Consider the following 17,160-nt stretch of genomic DNA (forward strand, 5'->3'; position numbering starts at 1 on the left):
ACGGTAAACTGTAAAAAAGGATTGAAATCATAAACGATACATAGTATTCTAGGAAAGAAGGTAATAATATGAAGGAAGTAGATGCAAGAGGTCTTTCTTGTCCGGAACCGTTAATGCTTACTGCGGAAGCGTTAAAAGGCGCTTCGGGGCCGGTGAAGATACTGGTTACGGAGCCGCATCAGAAGATGAATGTTGAGAAATACGCCAAAGATCACGGCAGGAAGTCAACGGCCAGCGAGAAGGACGGATATTTCGAAGTGGTGATTGAGTAAACATGAGAAAAAAAGAATTAAAACTGGTTGTAACCTTCCATACTACTGCAGATGCGATGGCGATGGAGAAGGCCTGCAAGGAATATCAGGTTCCGGGGCGTATCATCCCGGTGCCGAGAGCGATCTCCGCAGGCTGCGGGCTGTCCTGGTGCGCCGCGCTGGACGACAGAGAACAGATCGTCTCCATGATGCGCAGGGCGGGCATTGAAGAGGAAGCGATGCACGAATGTATGGTTTAGCCGTGTGCAGGGGAGCAGCGGCCAGAAAGGGGGATGCTTCGGCATCCCTTTTTGCGTGCACGGAGCGGTACGCTTCGGCACAGCAGGCAGGGAGAAGAGAAAATCTTCCGTGCGCGATTGCCGTAAAAAAGAATAGAAAAAAGACAGGTACATTCTGCGGTCAACATACCTGTCTTTTAGGGTGTAACATCCATAACTAACTATACTCCTTTCACAAACATATCTAACACATGCGGCAGTAATCTGTCGCTCTGTTCGGTGAGTGAAAATTTCCCTTTGAATAGTGCCCAGTCATAGAGCAATGCCCGCTCGTACATAGCATAGATGTTCATCAGGTCTTCAGTTGTGCTGGTATTGCTGAATTTCCCGGATTCCAGGGCTTCGCCGATAATCTCTGAAACCCATTTGTAATAGAAGCGTTTCTTGTCAGCAAGCGACTTCTTATCCTTCGTAGTGAGCTGTGAAGAATAGAGGTAAGCAAGAAGGTTGATATCGACGCTTGTCTCGATCATATGGAACAGTTCGTGATTCAGAAAAAGCAGCTTGTCATAAGCTGGCATATCGGGATCGATCACAGCAGCCAGTTCCTCATACTTCTGATCGAATAGGTAGGAGAGGGAGTTCAAAAGCGCTTCCTTTCCCTTGAAATAGTGGTAAAAAGTACCTTTGGAGGTCTTGGACGCTGTAATAATGTCCTCCACAGTTGTGTTATCATATCCGTTCTTGTAAAATAAATTCCACGCAGCTTTTACAATACGGCTCTTCGTTGACCGCCTCTTACGTGGCATTGACATCACTCCTTTCCGATTGTAAATGAATATGAAGAGAAGCGGATTATTCTAACAGTAACCCGCTTCTTTGCTTCATTGATTAGTATACCATATCTCTGCATAAAATGCAAAGATTAATATAACGCTTCTTTTATTCTTCTTTTATCGTTACTTTTCACACCCACGCCAGTAATAGGCTTTTTAGAAAGTGTTGGTAAATGTGCTGAAATTGAAAAAATTTTTATCCACAGTAAATGATACGTTTGAGGACAAAATGTTAATAATATTTTGTCCTCAGGTATTTCTTGTGGATAACATTTTCTCCTTTCTGTTTTTCGTCTTAAAATCCCCTTCTCACATCTTTTTCTGCGTGGTTTGATATCCATTTGTCTTGAAAAATCAACGATTTATCCCTGGCAAAATGACGAATACCAGATTTCCTTCATTCGCTTTTTTTCCAGATTTCTGCTATACTTTTTTTATTACAAGTGCGGAGGCAGCAATGAGTAAAGAAACATCACTTATAAAAAAATATGAATTACAGATCTCTAAATTGGAGAATGCTCTTAAAGAAGCAGAAAATGTAATCCGAATCCAGGAAAAATGCATTCGGACTTCGGAAGAGCTTCTTGAACAGAAAGAAGAATATATTTCCATGCTGACATTACAACTGGAAGAGACAATAGAATTAAGCAGAACGATGGCACAGGTATTAGATTCCCGCCCCTAATTCATCAAAGGAGAGTACAGATGAATCCATTTGAATATACAAGTGCATTACAGTACAAAGTGAAATCACTGGCACAGCAGATCGCCGAATTTAAATCCGGCGAGAGATACCGGAAATTAGAAGAAGAATATAAGAGCATTATTCGGAAACTTGAAAAAAATATCCGGGAATTAAAACAAGAATTAGCACAGGCACGTAAGGAGATCCGGTCTGTCCGGAATCAATGGATGGAAGCAAATGATGATCTTTACCACGAATGCCAGAAAGAACTTGACAGGAAGGACCGTCTCATTGCAAAGCTCAAAAAAGAGAATCTGGAAGTTGTTCGCCAGAGAGATGAAGCATTAGATAAATGCCGTGATATAAGACAGGAATTCTACAGGGTAGGGGCTGAACTGGAGGAAGAAAAAGGCCTGAACCAAAAACTGACTGCGCAGGTCAATATGGATTTTGAGAATTCATCCATCCCCTCTTCCCAGCAGAAACCCGGCAGGAAAAAAATCCCGAACAGCCGGGTAAAAACTGACCGGAAACCAGGCGGACAGCCAGGCCATGCCGGACACCGCAGGAAGCTCCATGCCGTAACAGAGACACATGAAATCCCTGCGCCTGCAAAATACCTGGATAAAGAGAATTATTATGAGACAGGAAAAATCATTCGGAAACAGAAAGTGGTCATCCAGATGTCTGTAGCGGTCATGGAATATACGACAAAGGAATACCGTGACAAAAGAACCGGAGCCCGTGTACATGCTCCATTTCCAGAAGGATATATTAATGAAGTGAACTATGACGGGACGGTGAAAGCACTTGCCTTTCTCCTGAGCAATGAATGCAACGTATCCCATGGAAAAATAAGAAAGCTAATCTCAGAATTGACAAAAGGCGAGATCGAACTGTCCGACGGCATGATCAATGGTCTTACCAGGGAATTTTCAGCGAAAACAGCGGAAGAGAAAAAAGAGATTATAAAGAAACTAATGCAGTCTCCGGTCATGAATGCAGATTTTACAAACGCATCTGTAAATGGGCACAGTGCGCAGGTCCTTATACTTGCATCCCCGATCGCAGATGTGGCACTTTATATAGGCAGGGAGAAAAAAGGGCATAAAGGAATAGAAGGAACGCCGCTTGAGAATTATGTTGGGATTGTCTTGCATGACCATGACAAGACATTTTACCGTTATGGAACAAAACATCAGGAGTGTACCCAGCATGACTGCCGCTATCTGATCGGAAGCGAGCAGAATGAGCCGCAGCTGGAATGGAACAAGGAGATGCACGGATTGTTCCAGGAGATGCTGCATTACCGAAATGGGTTGGGGGAGAAAGAACTTGATCCGATAATTGTTGAGGGATTCGAGAAAAGGTATGACGAAATCCTGAACAAGGCGGAGAAAGAATATCAGGATGAGCCGCCGACTGAGTATTATAGGGAAGGGTATAATCTATTTCTCCGGTTAAGGGAATATAAAGAAAGTGAATTATTGTTCCTGCATGATAAACGGGTTCCAGCCAATAATTCCCTATGTGAAAGATTGGCAAGAGTCTATAAACGAAAACAGAAGCAGGCAATTACTCTGCGGAGCCAAGAAAGTTTAAACGATATTTGTAATGGCTTAAGCATAGTCTATTTGTTACGCGCACAAAATGTAGATGTATATCAGAAGATAACAGAAATATATGAACGGAAACGCCCGCCCAAACTAAAACAGGAAAAGGTTGTTGCTAAAGCTTAACGCCAAAGCAGCAACCTTTTCTTTATTATACAGATGGCGTGGGTGTGAAAAGTAACCTTTTATCTGATGATTAGCCAACCTGGAAACCGTACTTCAACGGATCTTCCGGATCGATAAGATACGTAGCTACGCCTGTCAGGTAGCAGCTTCCGGTGATCATCGGAACAACCGCGTCAAAATCGCCGACCTTCGTGGTCTCTTTGATCACGCCCTTGAATAAGGAGCCGATAAAGCTCTCGTAGATGAATTCTTCTCCAACCTTGATCTCGCCCCAGTGATGAAGCGTAGCAAGCTTCGCGCTTGTTCCGGTTCCGCACGGTGAGCGGTCTGCCATAGCATCGCCGAAGATTACGACGTTTCTCATGGTTGCCTTCTCTGGATTCGGGGTCGGTCCGTAGAATTCCACTAAGTCGACGCTTGTGATGTCAAGGAGCGGATGCTGAATCGGGATCTCCTTGTTGATGACATCTAACATCTTCATACCAAGCTTCGTGTATTCCGGAACGGTCTTAGGATTGATCTCGCCGATATCCAGCTTGGTAGTGTCTACCAGAGCGAAGAAGCTTCCGCCGAAGGAGATGGTGAATTCGATCTCTTTGCCGTCGATGGTAACCTTCTGATTCTCCTTGTAAACGAAGGATGGAACGTTGGTCAGAGTAACGTTCTCTACCTTGCCGTTCTTAACGACAGCCTTGGTGCGGATCAGTCCTGCAGGAGCGTCCAGAATAACTTCATTCTCGCCTTCCTTGGACTCTACAAGTCCGGCTTCAACAGCAACGGTAACAGCGCCGATCGTACAGTGCCCGCACATATTCAGGTATCCGCCTGTGTCCATGAACATAACGCCGAAGTCAGCTTCCTTGTTCACAGGTTCGCACAGGAATGCGCCGAACATATCATGATGTCCGCGAGGCTCGAACATGAGAGCGGTACGAACATGATCATAGTTCTCTTCCATCCATTTCTTCTTCTCGATCATGGTGTTTCCTTCCGGCTCAGGGAAACCGCCGATCACGATGCGGCAGAACTCTCCAACGGTATGGGAGTCAACCACCTGCAATGCGCCTTCGAAACGTTCGAAATTAACATTTGCTTTTAATTCCATAGTTCTTGTACCTCCTAATGAAAAATAGATTGATTTTGATTTATAGAGATATTCTATAAATTTTTTATAAAAGCACTTTGAAAGGCCCCTTACTCTCTCCGTGTCTTTTTCAAATATAATTAAGGAGAAAATCCGGTGGGAACAGCAAAAAAATAACAATTAGACTACGTTCTAGTATGCTGTTCAATTTCTTAACTACATTATGTACGAAAAACCTTGAAAAGTCAATGGTTTTTTGGTATTATAAAAATACAAAAAAAGTGTTGAAATCATACGCGAATTATGCTATTGTTAAAGCACATGAGATTAATATTATGGGGGTAGATGGGTGACTGGTGTGCCTCCTGGTCTTCAAAACCAGTGTGGGGCGTTAAGAGCGTCCTGGGTGGGTTCGATTCCCACATGCCCTCGCCAAAAGAAATCATTTATAGAGTTTATTTATAGATAGGCGGGAAAGTAACTGCAGAAGTAAGCAGACGAACTGAGAAGTTTTGTTGCTTATATATTAATGTAAAGGAGAAGGATGTCAATGGGAAATGTACAGATTTTATTGCGTCAGCATGTCGGTGCGCCCTGTGCAGCGATTGTACAGGCAGGGGACGAAGTGAAAAAAGGTACGAAGATCGCAACGCCGACTGGTCTTGGAGCGAATATTTTTTCCAGTGTGTACGGCGTAGTTGAAGAAGTCCTGGAAGACAGGATCGTTATCAGACCCGACGAAGAGCAGAAGGAAGAGTTTGTACCGATCGAAGTGGAAGATGAGAATGATAAGCTTGCTTTGGTAAAAGAGGCAGGTATCGTAGGTATGGGCGGCGCCGGATTCCCTACGGGCGTTAAGATCGGAACGGATCTGAAGGGCGGATATGTCCTTGTCAATGCTGCAGAGTGCGAACCGGGACTGCGTCACAATGTTATACAGTTGGAGGAGAAGGCGGATATTACCATACGCGGACTTAAGTATTGTATGGAGATCTCCAATGCGTCGAAGGGTATCATCGCGATCAAGAAGAAGAACGAGAAGGCAGTCCAGATCTTAAGAGATGCGATCAAGGATGACGACAGCCTTACCATTCACCTTCTTCCTGATATTTACCCGATGGGAGAGGAACGTGCAGTCGTAAGAGAGTGTCTGGATAAACTGCTTGATCCGACCCAGCTTCCTTCAGCGGCGGATGCAGTGGTGATCAACTGCGAGACGCTGCTTCGTATTGCGGAGGCGATCGAGGAGAAGAAGCCTTGCTACAGCAAGAATATGACGGTGATAGGCAAGCTGAACGGCGGCAACGAGCCGCATGTATATATGGATATTCCGGTAGGGACCAGCGTCGGCGATATGATCGAGAGGGCCGGCGGCATAGAGGAGCCTTATGGAGAGATCATTATGGGCGGACCGTTTACAGGGAAGTCAACTGCGTTAGACGCACCGGTTACGAAGACGACAGGCGGTATCATCGTAACGATCGAATTCCCTGATCTGCACGGAGCTCCGGTTGGGCTTCTTGTCTGCGCGTGCGGCGGAAGCGAAGACCGTATGCGTGAGATCTGTGAGAAGATGAACGGCAAGGTCGTTTCTGTTGCAAGATGCAAGCAGGCTGTTGAGCCGAAGCCGGGCGCGGCGCTGAAGTGCGAGAATCCGGGCAACTGTCCGGGACAGGCGCAGAAGTGTCTGCAGTTTAAGAAGGACGGCGCAGAATATATCATAATCGGCAACTGCTCTGACTGTTCGAATACGGTTATGGGATCCGCTCCGAAGATGAAGCTTAAGACGTTCCATCAGACAGACCATGTGATGAGGACGATCGGACATTCGCTGTACAGAAGATTGACTGTTTCCAAGCAGGTAGATCAGCTTCCGAACGGCAAATAAATACCAGATATTACTGCTGCACGCAAAGAATCCGAAGGACCCCCGATTCCTTTGGATGGAGAAAGAGAGGACTCTCCGTGCTGCCTGCGGCTGTATATATACATCAAGGCCGCGCAGAACGCGGCCGCCTGCGAGGCATACATAACAATGTGCCGGAACGGGTAACATAATTTATGCGGACTGTAAGGGACGCTCGAACCAAATTAAGGAGGGAAAACAATATGTCAATCACAGCTGAAACAGCGAAAGCGCACGCTCATGATCCTGCGGTATTATGTTGTAGAGCAGAAGCTGGCATTACAATCGAAGCTGCTAATCTGGAAGATCCGGCGATCTTTGACGATCTGGTAGATTCTGGATTACTGAACCTGGATGGGGCATTGACCATCGAGGAGGTTTTAGGAGCAAAACTCACAAAGACTTGTGATTCACTTTGCCCGCTTACTGCAGACGTTGTGGAAGGGGCAAAAGCACCAAGCAAACCGGCAGCACCGGAGGCAGCGGAAGAGGAAGCAGCACCGGCACCGGCAGCGGCGCCAGTTGCAGCAGCACCGGCAGCAGGCGGAGTGCTGAAGATCCATATCGGAGAAGGCAAGGACATCAATCTTGAGATTCCGGTTGGAGCACTTGGCGGAGGCAGCGCAGCAGCGGCAGAGGTTCCGGCAGGCGCAGCAGCAGCGGTCGCAGCGGCGCCGGCAGCAGAGCAGGAGGCTAAGCTGATCAGAAGCCTTACGAGAAAGCATTTTAATATCACGGAAGTTAAGAGAGGACCGGAGACGAAGATCGAAGGAACTACGCTTTATATCCGTGAAGGTATCGAGAAAGAGTGTATTGATTCTCAGAAGTTAGTTTACGACCTTAAGATTGATATTATCACACCGGCAGATTATCACACATATTCGGAGACGATCATGGATGTTCAGCCGATCGCTGCGAAAGAGGGCGAGGATGAACTTGGATCAGGCGTTACCAGAGTTCTTGACGGCGTTGTTATGATGGTAACAGGTACAGACGCGAATGGAGTTCAGATCGGTGAGTTTGGTTCTTCGGAAGGATTCCTGGATGAGAATATTATGTGGGGACGTCCGGGAGCACCTGAGAAGGGTGAGATCTTCATCAAGACACAGGTTACGGTCAAAGAAGGAACGAACATGGAGAGACCTGGCCCGCTGGCAGCTCATAGTGCAAGCGATATCATCACACAGGAGATCCGTGAGTGCCTGAAGAAGTTGGATGAGTCCCTTGTGACGGATACAGAGACTTTTGACCAGTACAGAAGACCAGGCAAGAAGAAAGTTGTTATCGTTAAAGAGATCATGGGACAGGGCGCTATGCATGACAACCTGATCCTTCCGGTTGAGCCGGTTGGTATCCTTGGCGGTAAGCCGAATGTTGACCTTGGTAACGTTCCGGTAGCTGTATCTCCGTTGGAAGTTCTTGACGGATGTATTCATGCTCTTACATGTATCGGACCTGCATCTAAGGAGATGTCCAGACATTACTGGAGAGAGCCGTTGGTTCTTGAAGCTCTGCATGATGAAGAGATCGACCTGTGCGGCGTTATCTTTGTAGGAAGCCCGCAGATCAACGCTGAGAAGTTCTATGTATCTAAGCGTGTAGGCCAGATCTGTGAGATGCTGGATGTAGACGGTGCATTCGTTACAACTGAAGGCTTCGGCAATAATCACATTGATTTTGCAAGCCACCATGAGCAGATCGGTATGAGGGGAATCCCGGTAGTGGGTATGTCCTTCTGTGCGGTACAGGGCGCTCTGGTTGTTGGTAACAAGTATATGACGCATATGGTCGATAATAATAAGTCTGAGTCAGGTATTGAGAACGAAGTTCTTGCTTGTAATACACTTTGTCCTGAGGATGCTGTCCGCGCAGTGCAGATGCTTAAGAACGCTATGGGCGGAGAAGATGTGAAGGCAGCGGAGAAGAAATGGAATCCGAATGTGAAGTCTTCTAATGTGGAAGCAATTGAAAGTGTAACAGGAAAAGGACTGAATCTGGTTGAGAATGAGCAATCTCTGCCGATGAGCCAGAAGCGTAAGGAAAAATATGACTAAAGTCAGGTGAAAAGCATGACAGATTTGAAATATGGCGATAAGATCATACGGATGGAAGGCGTGATCGTGGAGGTGCACGACGGATCGGTGGCGATCGACCTGAAAGGCCGCCTGGGTTATCTGAAGGTACCGATGCGCATGTTCATCAGTGATTATCCCATTAAGGTAGGGCAGGAGGTTGCATGGAATATGAGTTTTGTGGAACAGCTTGGACCCGAGATCAATGAAAAGTATGTAAGTAACCTGGACACTTATACGCGGCGTCAGAAAGAGATGCGCGAAAAGAACCAGAACAATAAGGAGGTATAACAATGAGTTTAACGTTAGTTAAAGGAATGCAATCAGAGATATTTGTTCCTATTACTCCGCCGTCTGTATGGGCTCCTGTTACAAAAGAGTTGAAAGATATGACGATTGCTCTTGCTACAGCAGCAGGTGTTCATCACAAGGAACAGGAAAGATTCAACCTGGCAGGCGACTTTACATGGAGAAAAGTTACGGATGATATGCCGTCTAGTGAATTGATGGTATCACACGGCGGATATGACAACAGTGATGTTAACAAGGACATCAACTGTATGTTCCCGATCGACAGAATTCATGAGCTTGCAAAAGAAGGTTTTATTAAAGCATGTGCTCCTGTACACGCGGGATTCATGGGAGGCGGCGGAAACCAGGAGAAGTTCAAGGGTGAAACCGGACCGGCGATTGCACAGATGTTTAAGGAAGAAGAAGTTGACGCGGTAATCCTCACTGCTGGATGAGGTACCTGTCACCGCTCTGCAGTATTGGTGCAGAGAGCGATTGAAGAGGCTGGAATTCCTACTATTATTATTGCAGCTCTTCCGCCGGTTGTTCGTCAGACCGGTACTCCTCGTGCGGTAGCTCCGTTGGTACCTATGGGTGCGAATGCTGGAGCTCCGAATAACCCGGAACAGCAGACACAGATCGTAAAGGCTACTCTGGAACAGCTGGTTGAGATCCAGACGCCGGGAAAGATCGTTCCGTTGCCGTTCGAGTATATTGCTAAGGTATAATTAACTCATAGTATCAGGAGGCAGATGTATGATACATCTGCCTTTTTTTGAAAAATATCATGACGATATATTGGAATATCATTCGATATATTGTATAATACATATATGAGAGGGTCTGCTTGGCAGACTGTGTTAACGGAGGTGATGAAAGTGGCTGATGAAGTAAAAGACCTTAGGAAATTAGTGATCAAATCATTCCATATGAATAGTGTAGAATGGGGCGAGCATAACGACATTAAAGTAGACGGTAACATGACAGTCAGTAAGGAGATGCTTGACGGACTGGCGGCAGAGGAGGAATATATTGAGAAGATCGATATTCAGCTTATTAAGCCGGGCGACCATGACAGGTGGACGAACACCATCATGGATATTATACCGATCTCTACAAAAGTTCTTGGCAAGATTGGGGATGGGATTACGCACACGATCACCGGCGTCTATGTAATGCTTACGGGTGTGGATGTGAATGGTAAACAGTGCCATGAATTCGGGTCATCGGAAGGGAATCTGAAGGATCAGTTATACTTGAATCGGGCAGGTACTCCTGGAGATGACGACTATATTATTTCCTTTGACGTAACTCTCACTGCCGGTATGGGACAGGAACGGCCAGGGCCGACGGCAGCGCACCGCGCCTGCGATAAGTTCATTCAGACCTACCGTGAGAAGCTGAAGAAATTTCGTGGAGAAAAATGTACGGAGAGGCACGAGTATCACGACATTGTAAGACCGGGGAAGAAGAGGGTGTTGATTATCAAGCAGGTCGCAGGACAGGGAGCTATGTATGATACACACTTTTTTGCAGAGGAACCATCTGGGGTAGAAGGCGGACGATCGATCATTGATATGGGGAATATGCCGATTCTGGTGACTCCGAATGAGTACCGGGACGGAATCATCCGCTCAATGCAATAAGGAGGTGAGCACATGGGAATAGGACCATCAACCAAGGAGACTTCACTGCATCATTTCAGGGATCCGCTCCTTGATGTAGTGTCTAATGACACGGATCTTGATCTGATGGGGATCCTTCTGGTAGGAACGCCGGATGACAACAAGGATAAGATGCTGGTAGGGACACGTTCAGCTGTCTGGGCGGAAGCGATGCGGGCTGACGGTGTGATTATCTCATCTGATGGTTGGGGAAACAGTGACGTAGACTTCACGAATACATGTGAGCAGTTAGGAATAAGGGGAATTCCGGTGACAGGGCTCAATTTCAGCGGTACGGTAGCGCAGTTCGTGGTGGTGAATGAATATCTGGACGGTATTGTAGACATCAATAAGAGCGCAGATGGAACGGAGACCAATGTAGTGGGGGAAAACAACATGGTCGCGCTCGACTGCAGGAAGGCGATGGCGCTTCTGAAACTGAAGATGCGCCAGAAAGACCAAGAGAATAGATAGGTGTTCTTTTGCAGTTTGATGAAGTAATTTCAGAGAGGTTGGAAGAGATTCCGCATCGGGGATTGACGATGCGGGTCTCTTTCTTTTTGGAGATCGGGATAACGACAGGGATAGACAGGCGATAGAGAGATGACAGACCGATGATAGACAGGTGATAGATAAGTGATCGGGATATAAATACGAAAAGAAAAGGCACGACCTGTATGTCGTGCCCTTTCTTTTTGGTATGTCATTGAGAGGTTTTCCTCGTTGCATTGCAGTTTTGTATATACAAAGCTGGGGAATGCTCCTCTAAAAGAGGCGTATATATTAATTGAGTACGCTGCTGCAAGAACGTTCTTGGGGGAAACGATCGGCAAGCTGCGTAACTGCAAATACAACCGCAACGGTCACTTAATGTATAAACTTTTCATAAAATAAACACTTTGTAATGTTTGAAAAAGTTTATACATTTAAGATGTGTTTAATATATCATTTTTGTATTTTTATGTCAATACTATTGCAGAGTAAAAATAAATTTCATGCAAAATAACAATTATTTATTATAAGTACACAAAAGTTTTATGCAATTTGATGTTGAACTTCTGACGCCGTAGGAGGCCTCGTGGCGGGAGAGAGCGTCTGAGGCTGTTTATTTATCAAGTGATGGGGTTACAGGCCCGTATTTGATCTCAGGATGTTTATCGAGCATCCATTGTCTGAAGCTGTCGGTATCGCCCTCGGTAAAGGATGCTTTGTCGATCATGACGCCTTCGTTGTATTCGTCTGTTGATAATCGGAAGTAGGATTTGGCCTCTTCGAATCTGAGGATTTGGTCCCATTCGACTTTGTTATTGATCTTCCCATTGATATACAGAGAGATATTCCTCTCACCTACGATCACCTTACAGGTCCAATCCTTGCCGCCGAAGTAGTTCGCGCGGGTAAGGCGGAATGTTTTGTCGGCGTGCATCCATCTGAAAAAAACTCCCCTGTATACTGCGACAAAAGTAAGGAATGCGCCGATCGTCTGCCATCTTGCAGGAGCGTTAACCCTCTCGAAATAGATCCAGCCAAAAACCCCCGCAACAAATATGACAAGGTACACATAAAAAATAGGTAACTTCCAAAACTTAGGAGTTGCCCATTTATCATAACGTCTTCGATTCATTATGTATTCATTTATGAACATCTTATTTCTCCGATTTCTGTGATAAATATTTTGTAGTAAAAAACATAAATGGCTGCCCGGTCGGAGCGGCCATTTATGTATGTATTCTTATAATTAAATTGCTTAAGCTATTCCAGCCTTCCTGTCCTTGTTAGCTGCGCTGAGCAGTGAGTATGATGTCCAAAGAAGAACTACACAGATCAGATTGATCAGCCAGAACATCGGCAGGTTAGTGATGAGCTTCCATGCGATAAATACACCGATACATCCGCCGAGAGCGTTACCGACTGTATGCGGTACATCGTATCTGTGAGTCCTAATGAACTCAATAGAACATGCCGGCATCAGGCAGGCACATGATCCCATGAATACTGGGAAACAAGCTCCGGCATCAACGCCGAGCAGAAGACATGTAGCCATACATGGTGCATACAGACCGAAGCCGATATCCATGAGAGCGCCCCACAAAATGTTAAGAGCAGCAGCCACGATCAATTTCCAACCGGTTAATCCGGTAGCCGTTCCAACGATTCCGAATGGTCCCACACCAGTGTTCTTACACAGCATGATAATTGCAAGAGGAATCATAATAAAGCCAAGAGCGTATCTGATCTTGTTGCGAGGCCACTTCGTTACGATAGTCGCGAATCCGAAAGAGCCTACAGCGGCACAGATATACATGATCCACAAGAACTTAGGATCACAATCTACGGAAGCCGTGAAGATAAATGCCTCAAAAATAACAGGGAATGTATCTCCAACGTTCAGAGTACCAGGAATATCGATATCATCGATTTGGTTGAAAAGTTTGTACATGAACGTCGATGGGGCGAAAGAGCCGCAGCCAAGTGTGTCTAAGAAGTTAGCAACGATACCTACTGCAAAACCAGATGCCCACTGCTTGCCGGTGGCATTCTTAAGACCGTCCATACGATTCTTAAAGATGTCGACGATAAGTCCGAGTCCGGTGCCGGCTGCCAGTACGCCGAATAAAATTTGTAATGCTAGTAACATAATTTCTCCCTCCAGATCTTTTAGAATAGATTAGTATAGATTAGTATAGCTTCTTCAAAGACGATACCCCGATTTATCATCTCTGATATAATCAATTTATCATTATCGCACGAAAAAGTCAATGATTTCTTGCGTTTGTTTGGGCAAAATGCAAAATATTTTTTAAAACTTTCTTAAATTAGATTTCCGGCGGATCCTATGTATGAAAAAAAATACAATATTTCTAAAAAAAGGCTTGAAAAATGCGGTTTCCTCAGATATACTAAAAAAGCTGTGACATTGATAGCGTTGAAGCGCGAGGTTGCTGCTTATATATGGCAGGTTTTCCGTGGAGCGAATGTCAAGTTAGGAAACTGGCGACAAGTCACTGTAACACTGTAATCGTTGGTACTGCGCCGCAGATTAAGGGCTGCATGTACCGCACGTAAGACAGCCTTTGACGGCTGGAAAGTGCTATATACGACGTGTGAGGTTCTCACGACACACACGGGAGAGTGTACAGTCACCGCTTGTCGTACTGTTGAAAAGTACGAATAAGGAGGCGACTTTTTTTATGGCAAGTCAAGTAATGAGAATCACTTTGAAGGCGTATGACCATCAGATGGTTGATGCATCCGCCAGGAAAATCATCGAAACTGTTAAGAAGAACGGATCTAAGGTGAGCGGACCGGTACCGCTTCCGACCAAGAAGGAAGTTGTTACGATCTTAAGGGCTGTTCATAAGTATAAGGATTCCAGGGAGCAGTTCGAGCAGAGGACTCATAAGAGACTGATCGATATCATCGCACCGACCCAGAAGACGGTTGACGCGTTATCAAGGCTTGAGATGCCTGCAGGTGTGTATATTGATATCAAGATGAAAAGCAAACAGTAGTTCCTATCATTTAGGATGAGCGTGATATGCGCTCCGCTGTAAATAACAGGAGGTAATTATAATGAAGAAAGCTATCTTAGCTACAAAAGTCGGAATGACTCAGATCTTCAACGAAGACGGAACGCTGACGCCGGTTACTGTTCTTCAGGCCGGGCCTTGTGTGGTAACACAGATCAAGACGGTCGAGAATGACGGTTATGAGGCTGTTCAGGTTGGGTTCGTTGATAAGAAAGACAGAATTGTCAACAAGGATAAGAGTGGTAAGAAGGAAATCGTTCATCGTCATGGCGTTACGAAGGCAGAGCAGGGACATTTCGCGAAAGCGGGAGTTACCGGCAAGAGATTTGTAAGAGAGTTCAAGTTCGAGAATGCTGGCGAGTATGAATTGGGACAGGAGATCAAGGCTGATATCTTCGCGGCAGGCGATAAGATCGATGCGACGGCAATCTCCAAAGGTAAGGGATTCCAGGGCGCGATCAAGAGACATGGTCAGCACAGAGGGCCTATGACACATGGTTCCAAGTTCCACCGTCATGCAGGTTCTAACGGAGCTGCTTCTGATCCGAGCAAGGTGTTCAAGGGCAAGAAGATGCCTGGTCAGATGGGTAACAAGAGGATCACGATCCAGAACCTTGAGGTTGTACGTGTGGACGCAGAGAACAACCTGCTTCTGATCAAGGGGTCTGTACCGGGACCGAAGAAGTCTTTAGTAACTATTAAAGAAGCAGTAAAAGCTATTTAAGCTTTGGCGAAGGAAGGAGGACACTTTAAGATGGCAAACGTATCCGTTTATAACATCGAAGGCAAAGAAGTTGGTACGATCGACTTAAACGATGCTGTATTTGGTGTGGAAGTGAATGAGCATCTTGTACACATGGCAGTTGTCAGCCAGCTTGCAAATAAACGCCAGGGAACGCAGAAGGCCAAGACGCGTTCTGAAGTTTCCGGAGGCGGCAGAAAACCATGGAGACAGAAGGGGACCGGTCATGCAAGACAGGGTTCAACGAGAGCTCCGCAGTGGACAGGCGGCGGCGTAGTATTCGCACCTGTACCGAGAGACTATTCATTCAAGATGAATAAGAAGGAGAAGAGAGCAGCACTTAAGTCCGCTCTTACATCCAGAGTAGAGGAGAAGAAGTTCATCGTGATCGACGAGATCAGCTTTGATGAGATCAAGACGAAGAATTTCGCTAATATCCTGAAGAATTTAGATGTATCCAAGGCATTGGTAGTATTAGAGGACGGCAATAAGAATGCAGAGCTGTCTGCGAGAAATATCGCAGATGTGAAGACTGCAAGAACTAATACCATCAATGTGTATGATATCCTGAAGTACAACACAGTGATCGCAACGAAAGCTGCTGTTGCCAGCATCGAGGAGGTGTACGCATAATGGCTAATATTCAATATTATGATGTGATCCTTAAACCGGTTGTAACAGAGAAGAGTATGGAGCTGATGGGAGAGAAGAAGTATACGTTCTTAGTTCACCCGGAAGCAACCAAGTCTCAGGTAAAAGAAGCTGTTGAGAAGATGTTCAACGGAACCAAGGTGGAGAGCGTGAACACCATGAACTGCCCGGGCAAGAAGAGAAGAGTGCGCGGAACCATGCAGTTCGGCAAGACAGCTAAGACGAAGAAAGCGATTGTGAAGCTTACAGCTGACAGCGCAGAGATCGAGATTTTTGAAGGGTTATAAGACTTGGCGAAGACAAGCGCAGCGCAGGCTGAGCCTTAGTCGGACCCTGTTCGGTGAGCTTAGCGAGGTTCTTCCGAGCTTAGCGAAGCGAACATTCACCGCGCGGAGCGCGCAGAAGTGAATATAACCGAGAAAATGATGGAGCACTAAGCTCGTGAAAGACCTGGCAAGGAGACACCGTGGCTACTAAGCTCGTGAAGGACCTCGCTAAGTATCCAGGTGTATTTTCACACTAAGCTCGTGAGGGACCTCGCTAAGTGTTCAATATACGGTGCAATTCCGTGACAATAATAATTAGGATTCGAAAGGAGAAGCAATCATGGGAATTAAAACATACCGCCCATATACGCCTTCCAGAAGACAGATGACTGGTTCTGATTTCTCTGAGATCAGCAAGAAGACACCGGAGAAGTCTTTGTTAGCTCCGAAGAGCAGACAGGCAGGACGTAACAATCAAGGTAAGATTACAGTTAGACACCGCGGAGGCGGCGCTAAGAGAAAATATAGAATTATCGACTTCAAGAGGAGAAAAGACGGTATCCACGCAACTGTTCTTGGTATTGAGTATGATCCGAACAGATCTGCGAATATCGCTCTGATCTGCTATGAGGATGGTGAGAAAGCATATATCATTGCTCCGGAAGGACTGAAGGATGGAATGAAGGTCATGAACGGACCGGAGGCCGAAGTAAGGGTCGGCAATTGTCTCCCTCTTTCTGAGATTCCGGTAGGTACTCAGATTCACAATATCGAGCTCTATCCTGGAAAAGGCGGTCAGCTGGTTCGTTCCGCTGGTAACAGCGCACAGCTGATGGCTAAGGAAGGCAAGTATGCAACTTTGAGACTCCCGTCAGGGGAGATGAGAATGGTTCCGATCAATTGCCGCGCATCTATCGGTGTTGTAGGCAACGGAGATCACAACCTGATCAATATCGGTAAAGCAGGACGTAAACGCCACATGGGATTCAGACCGACAGTCCGCGGTTCTGTTATGAACCCGAATGACCATCCGCACGGCGGTGGTGAAGGTAAGACAGGAATCGGCCGTCCGGGTCCATGTACACCTTGGGGCAAGCCAGCACTTGGTCTTAAGACAAGGAAGAAGAACAAGTCATCTAACAAGCTGATCGTAAGAAGAAGAGATGGCAGAGCAATCAAATAATTTTCATGGAGGAGGTTATAA

Annotated in this window: 21 protein-coding genes and 1 tRNA gene; 18 read left to right on the plus strand and 4 right to left on the minus strand. The window is 46.0% G+C overall.

Annotation, left to right across the window (positions count from 1 at the left end; translation table 11 throughout):
- Positions 1–68 precede the first annotated feature (68 nt).
- The gene (locus VSQ62_RS03910; RefSeq protein ID WP_334633330.1) at positions 69–272 is read left to right on the plus strand and encodes a sulfurtransferase TusA family protein; all 204 of its coding nucleotides are present in this window, start codon (positions 69–71) and stop codon (positions 270–272) included.
- A gap of 2 nt (positions 273–274) precedes the next feature.
- Positions 275–511 carry a putative Se/S carrier protein gene (locus VSQ62_RS03915; protein WP_334633331.1) on the plus strand — a complete coding sequence of 79 codons (237 nt, stop codon included), beginning with the start codon at positions 275–277 and terminating at the stop codon, positions 509–511.
- A gap of 200 nt (positions 512–711) precedes the next feature.
- Here the strand turns inward: VSQ62_RS03915 and VSQ62_RS03920 are convergent, their stop codons facing one another.
- The gene (locus VSQ62_RS03920; protein WP_334633332.1) at positions 712–1,299 is read right to left on the minus strand and encodes a TetR/AcrR family transcriptional regulator; all 588 of its coding nucleotides are present in this window, start codon (positions 1,297–1,299) and stop codon (positions 712–714) included.
- Between the two features lie 484 nt (positions 1,300–1,783).
- Here VSQ62_RS03920 and VSQ62_RS03925 point away from each other — a divergent pair, with 484 nt between their 5' ends.
- Both VSQ62_RS03925 and VSQ62_RS03930 read left to right on the plus strand, forming a co-directional pair.
- Entirely contained in the window at positions 1,784–2,011 is a 228-nt protein-coding gene (locus VSQ62_RS03925) for a hypothetical protein (RefSeq protein WP_120397181.1), read from the plus strand.
- Between the two features lie 20 nt (positions 2,012–2,031).
- Complete coding sequence (locus VSQ62_RS03930) at positions 2,032–3,750, plus strand: IS66 family transposase (protein ID WP_334632907.1); 1,719 nt, start codon at positions 2,032–2,034, stop codon at positions 3,748–3,750.
- A gap of 70 nt (positions 3,751–3,820) precedes the next feature.
- Here the strand turns inward: VSQ62_RS03930 and VSQ62_RS03935 are convergent, their stop codons facing one another.
- The gene (locus VSQ62_RS03935; protein WP_334633334.1) at positions 3,821–4,855 is read right to left on the minus strand and encodes a proline racemase family protein; all 1,035 of its coding nucleotides are present in this window, start codon (positions 4,853–4,855) and stop codon (positions 3,821–3,823) included.
- Between the two features lie 316 nt (positions 4,856–5,171).
- Between VSQ62_RS03935 and VSQ62_RS03940 the strand changes: the two genes are divergently transcribed.
- The 8 genes from VSQ62_RS03940 to VSQ62_RS03970 all read left to right on the plus strand — a co-directional run bounded on the left by VSQ62_RS03940 (position 5,172) and on the right by VSQ62_RS03970 (position 11,241).
- Positions 5,172–5,269 (plus strand) — tRNA-Sec (locus VSQ62_RS03940).
- Between the two features lie 115 nt (positions 5,270–5,384).
- Positions 5,385–6,722, plus strand: coding sequence for a proline reductase-associated electron transfer protein PrdC (gene prdC, locus VSQ62_RS03945; RefSeq protein ID WP_334633337.1), 1,338 nt, complete (start codon positions 5,385–5,387; stop codon positions 6,720–6,722).
- A gap of 221 nt (positions 6,723–6,943) precedes the next feature.
- Entirely contained in the window at positions 6,944–8,794 is a 1,851-nt protein-coding gene (gene prdA, locus VSQ62_RS03950) for a D-proline reductase (dithiol) proprotein PrdA (RefSeq protein ID WP_334633339.1), read from the plus strand.
- A gap of 24 nt (positions 8,795–8,818) precedes the next feature.
- Entirely contained in the window at positions 8,819–9,103 is a 285-nt protein-coding gene (locus VSQ62_RS03955) for a CBO2463/CBO2479 domain-containing protein (protein ID WP_334637556.1), read from the plus strand.
- Positions 9,104–9,105: 2 nt separating this feature from the next.
- Entirely contained in the window at positions 9,106–9,558 is a 453-nt protein-coding gene (locus VSQ62_RS32605; protein ID WP_502957706.1) for a glycine/sarcosine/betaine reductase selenoprotein B family protein, read from the plus strand.
- A 27-nt stretch (positions 9,559–9,585) separates the two neighbouring features.
- Positions 9,586–9,831 carry a hypothetical protein gene (locus VSQ62_RS32610; protein WP_502957707.1) on the plus strand — a complete coding sequence of 82 codons (246 nt, stop codon included), beginning with the start codon at positions 9,586–9,588 and terminating at the stop codon, positions 9,829–9,831.
- A gap of 144 nt (positions 9,832–9,975) precedes the next feature.
- A complete protein-coding gene (prdD, locus tag VSQ62_RS03965) occupies positions 9,976–10,749 on the plus strand; it encodes a proline reductase cluster protein PrdD (RefSeq protein WP_443029396.1) in 774 nt (257 codons plus the stop codon).
- A gap of 12 nt (positions 10,750–10,761) precedes the next feature.
- Complete coding sequence (locus VSQ62_RS03970) at positions 10,762–11,241, plus strand: glycine/sarcosine/betaine reductase component B subunit (RefSeq protein WP_334633343.1); 480 nt, start codon at positions 10,762–10,764, stop codon at positions 11,239–11,241.
- Between the two features lie 631 nt (positions 11,242–11,872).
- Here the strand turns inward: VSQ62_RS03970 and VSQ62_RS03975 are convergent.
- Positions 11,873–12,412 (minus strand): YcxB family protein, encoded by a 540-nt coding sequence (locus tag VSQ62_RS03975; RefSeq protein ID WP_334633345.1) that lies wholly within the window; start codon positions 12,410–12,412, stop codon positions 11,873–11,875.
- 102 nt (positions 12,413–12,514) lie between these two features.
- Positions 12,515–13,405, minus strand: a complete 891-nt coding sequence (locus VSQ62_RS03980; RefSeq protein WP_334633347.1) for a permease — start codon at positions 13,403–13,405, stop codon at positions 12,515–12,517.
- Positions 13,406–13,603: 198 nt separating this feature from the next.
- Between VSQ62_RS03980 and VSQ62_RS03985 the strand changes: the two genes are divergently transcribed.
- From VSQ62_RS03985 to rplB, 6 genes are all read left to right on the plus strand, one after another.
- On the plus strand, positions 13,604–13,786 hold the full coding sequence (locus VSQ62_RS03985; protein WP_334633349.1) for a hypothetical protein: 183 nt from the start codon (positions 13,604–13,606) through the stop codon (positions 13,784–13,786).
- Between the two features lie 172 nt (positions 13,787–13,958).
- A complete protein-coding gene (gene rpsJ / locus VSQ62_RS03990) occupies positions 13,959–14,279 on the plus strand; it encodes a 30S ribosomal protein S10 (RefSeq protein WP_334633350.1) in 321 nt (106 codons plus the stop codon).
- Positions 14,280–14,340: 61 nt separating this feature from the next.
- Entirely contained in the window at positions 14,341–15,021 is a 681-nt protein-coding gene (gene rplC, locus VSQ62_RS03995) for a 50S ribosomal protein L3 (protein WP_334633353.1), read from the plus strand.
- Between the two features lie 30 nt (positions 15,022–15,051).
- The gene (gene rplD / locus VSQ62_RS04000) at positions 15,052–15,672 is read left to right on the plus strand and encodes a 50S ribosomal protein L4 (protein WP_334633355.1); all 621 of its coding nucleotides are present in this window, start codon (positions 15,052–15,054) and stop codon (positions 15,670–15,672) included.
- The gene (gene rplW / locus VSQ62_RS04005) at positions 15,672–15,977 is read left to right on the plus strand and encodes a 50S ribosomal protein L23 (protein ID WP_334633356.1); all 306 of its coding nucleotides are present in this window, start codon (positions 15,672–15,674) and stop codon (positions 15,975–15,977) included. Before rplD ends, rplW begins: the two co-directional genes overlap by 1 nt.
- Positions 15,978–16,296: 319 nt before the next feature.
- Positions 16,297–17,139, plus strand: coding sequence for a 50S ribosomal protein L2 (rplB, locus tag VSQ62_RS04010; protein ID WP_334633357.1), 843 nt, complete (start codon positions 16,297–16,299; stop codon positions 17,137–17,139).
- Positions 17,140–17,160 lie beyond the last annotated feature (21 nt).

It is taken from the genome of Sporofaciens sp. JLR.KK001 (genome assembly GCF_036941055.1).
Taxonomy (GTDB): Bacteria; Bacillota; Clostridia; order Lachnospirales; family Lachnospiraceae; genus Sporofaciens.

What these genes read in the sequence shown, in the direction of transcription:
- VSQ62_RS03910 (WP_334633330.1), top strand. Translation starts at nt 69, where the DNA reads ATGAAGGAAGTAGATGCAAGAGGTCTTTCTTGTCCGGAACCGTTAATG.
- VSQ62_RS03915 (WP_334633331.1), top strand. Translation starts at nt 275, where the DNA reads ATGAGAAAAAAAGAATTAAAACTGGTTGTAACCTTCCATACTACTGCA.
- VSQ62_RS03920 (WP_334633332.1), bottom strand. Translation starts at nt 1,299, where the DNA reads ATGCCACGTAAGAGGCGGTCAACGAAGAGCCGTATTGTAAAAGCTGCG.
- VSQ62_RS03925 (WP_120397181.1), top strand. Translation starts at nt 1,784, where the DNA reads ATGAGTAAAGAAACATCACTTATAAAAAAATATGAATTACAGATCTCT.
- VSQ62_RS03930 (WP_334632907.1), top strand. Translation starts at nt 2,032, where the DNA reads ATGAATCCATTTGAATATACAAGTGCATTACAGTACAAAGTGAAATCA.
- VSQ62_RS03935 (WP_334633334.1), bottom strand. Translation starts at nt 4,855, where the DNA reads ATGGAATTAAAAGCAAATGTTAATTTCGAACGTTTCGAAGGCGCATTG.
- prdC (WP_334633337.1), top strand. Translation starts at nt 5,385, where the DNA reads ATGGGAAATGTACAGATTTTATTGCGTCAGCATGTCGGTGCGCCCTGT.
- prdA (WP_334633339.1), top strand. Translation starts at nt 6,944, where the DNA reads ATGTCAATCACAGCTGAAACAGCGAAAGCGCACGCTCATGATCCTGCG.
- VSQ62_RS32605 (WP_502957706.1), top strand. Translation starts at nt 9,106, where the DNA reads ATGAGTTTAACGTTAGTTAAAGGAATGCAATCAGAGATATTTGTTCCT.
- prdD (WP_443029396.1), top strand. Translation starts at nt 9,976, where the DNA reads ATGAAAGTGGCTGATGAAGTAAAAGACCTTAGGAAATTAGTGATCAAA.
- VSQ62_RS03970 (WP_334633343.1), top strand. Translation starts at nt 10,762, where the DNA reads ATGGGAATAGGACCATCAACCAAGGAGACTTCACTGCATCATTTCAGG.
- VSQ62_RS03975 (WP_334633345.1), bottom strand. Translation starts at nt 12,412, where the DNA reads ATGTTCATAAATGAATACATAATGAATCGAAGACGTTATGATAAATGG.
- VSQ62_RS03980 (WP_334633347.1), bottom strand. Translation starts at nt 13,405, where the DNA reads ATGTTACTAGCATTACAAATTTTATTCGGCGTACTGGCAGCCGGCACC.
- VSQ62_RS03985 (WP_334633349.1), top strand. Translation starts at nt 13,604, where the DNA reads ATGTATGAAAAAAAATACAATATTTCTAAAAAAAGGCTTGAAAAATGC.
- rpsJ (WP_334633350.1), top strand. Translation starts at nt 13,959, where the DNA reads ATGGCAAGTCAAGTAATGAGAATCACTTTGAAGGCGTATGACCATCAG.
- rplC (WP_334633353.1), top strand. Translation starts at nt 14,341, where the DNA reads ATGAAGAAAGCTATCTTAGCTACAAAAGTCGGAATGACTCAGATCTTC.
- rplD (WP_334633355.1), top strand. Translation starts at nt 15,052, where the DNA reads ATGGCAAACGTATCCGTTTATAACATCGAAGGCAAAGAAGTTGGTACG.
- rplW (WP_334633356.1), top strand. Translation starts at nt 15,672, where the DNA reads ATGGCTAATATTCAATATTATGATGTGATCCTTAAACCGGTTGTAACA.
- rplB (WP_334633357.1), top strand. Translation starts at nt 16,297, where the DNA reads ATGGGAATTAAAACATACCGCCCATATACGCCTTCCAGAAGACAGATG.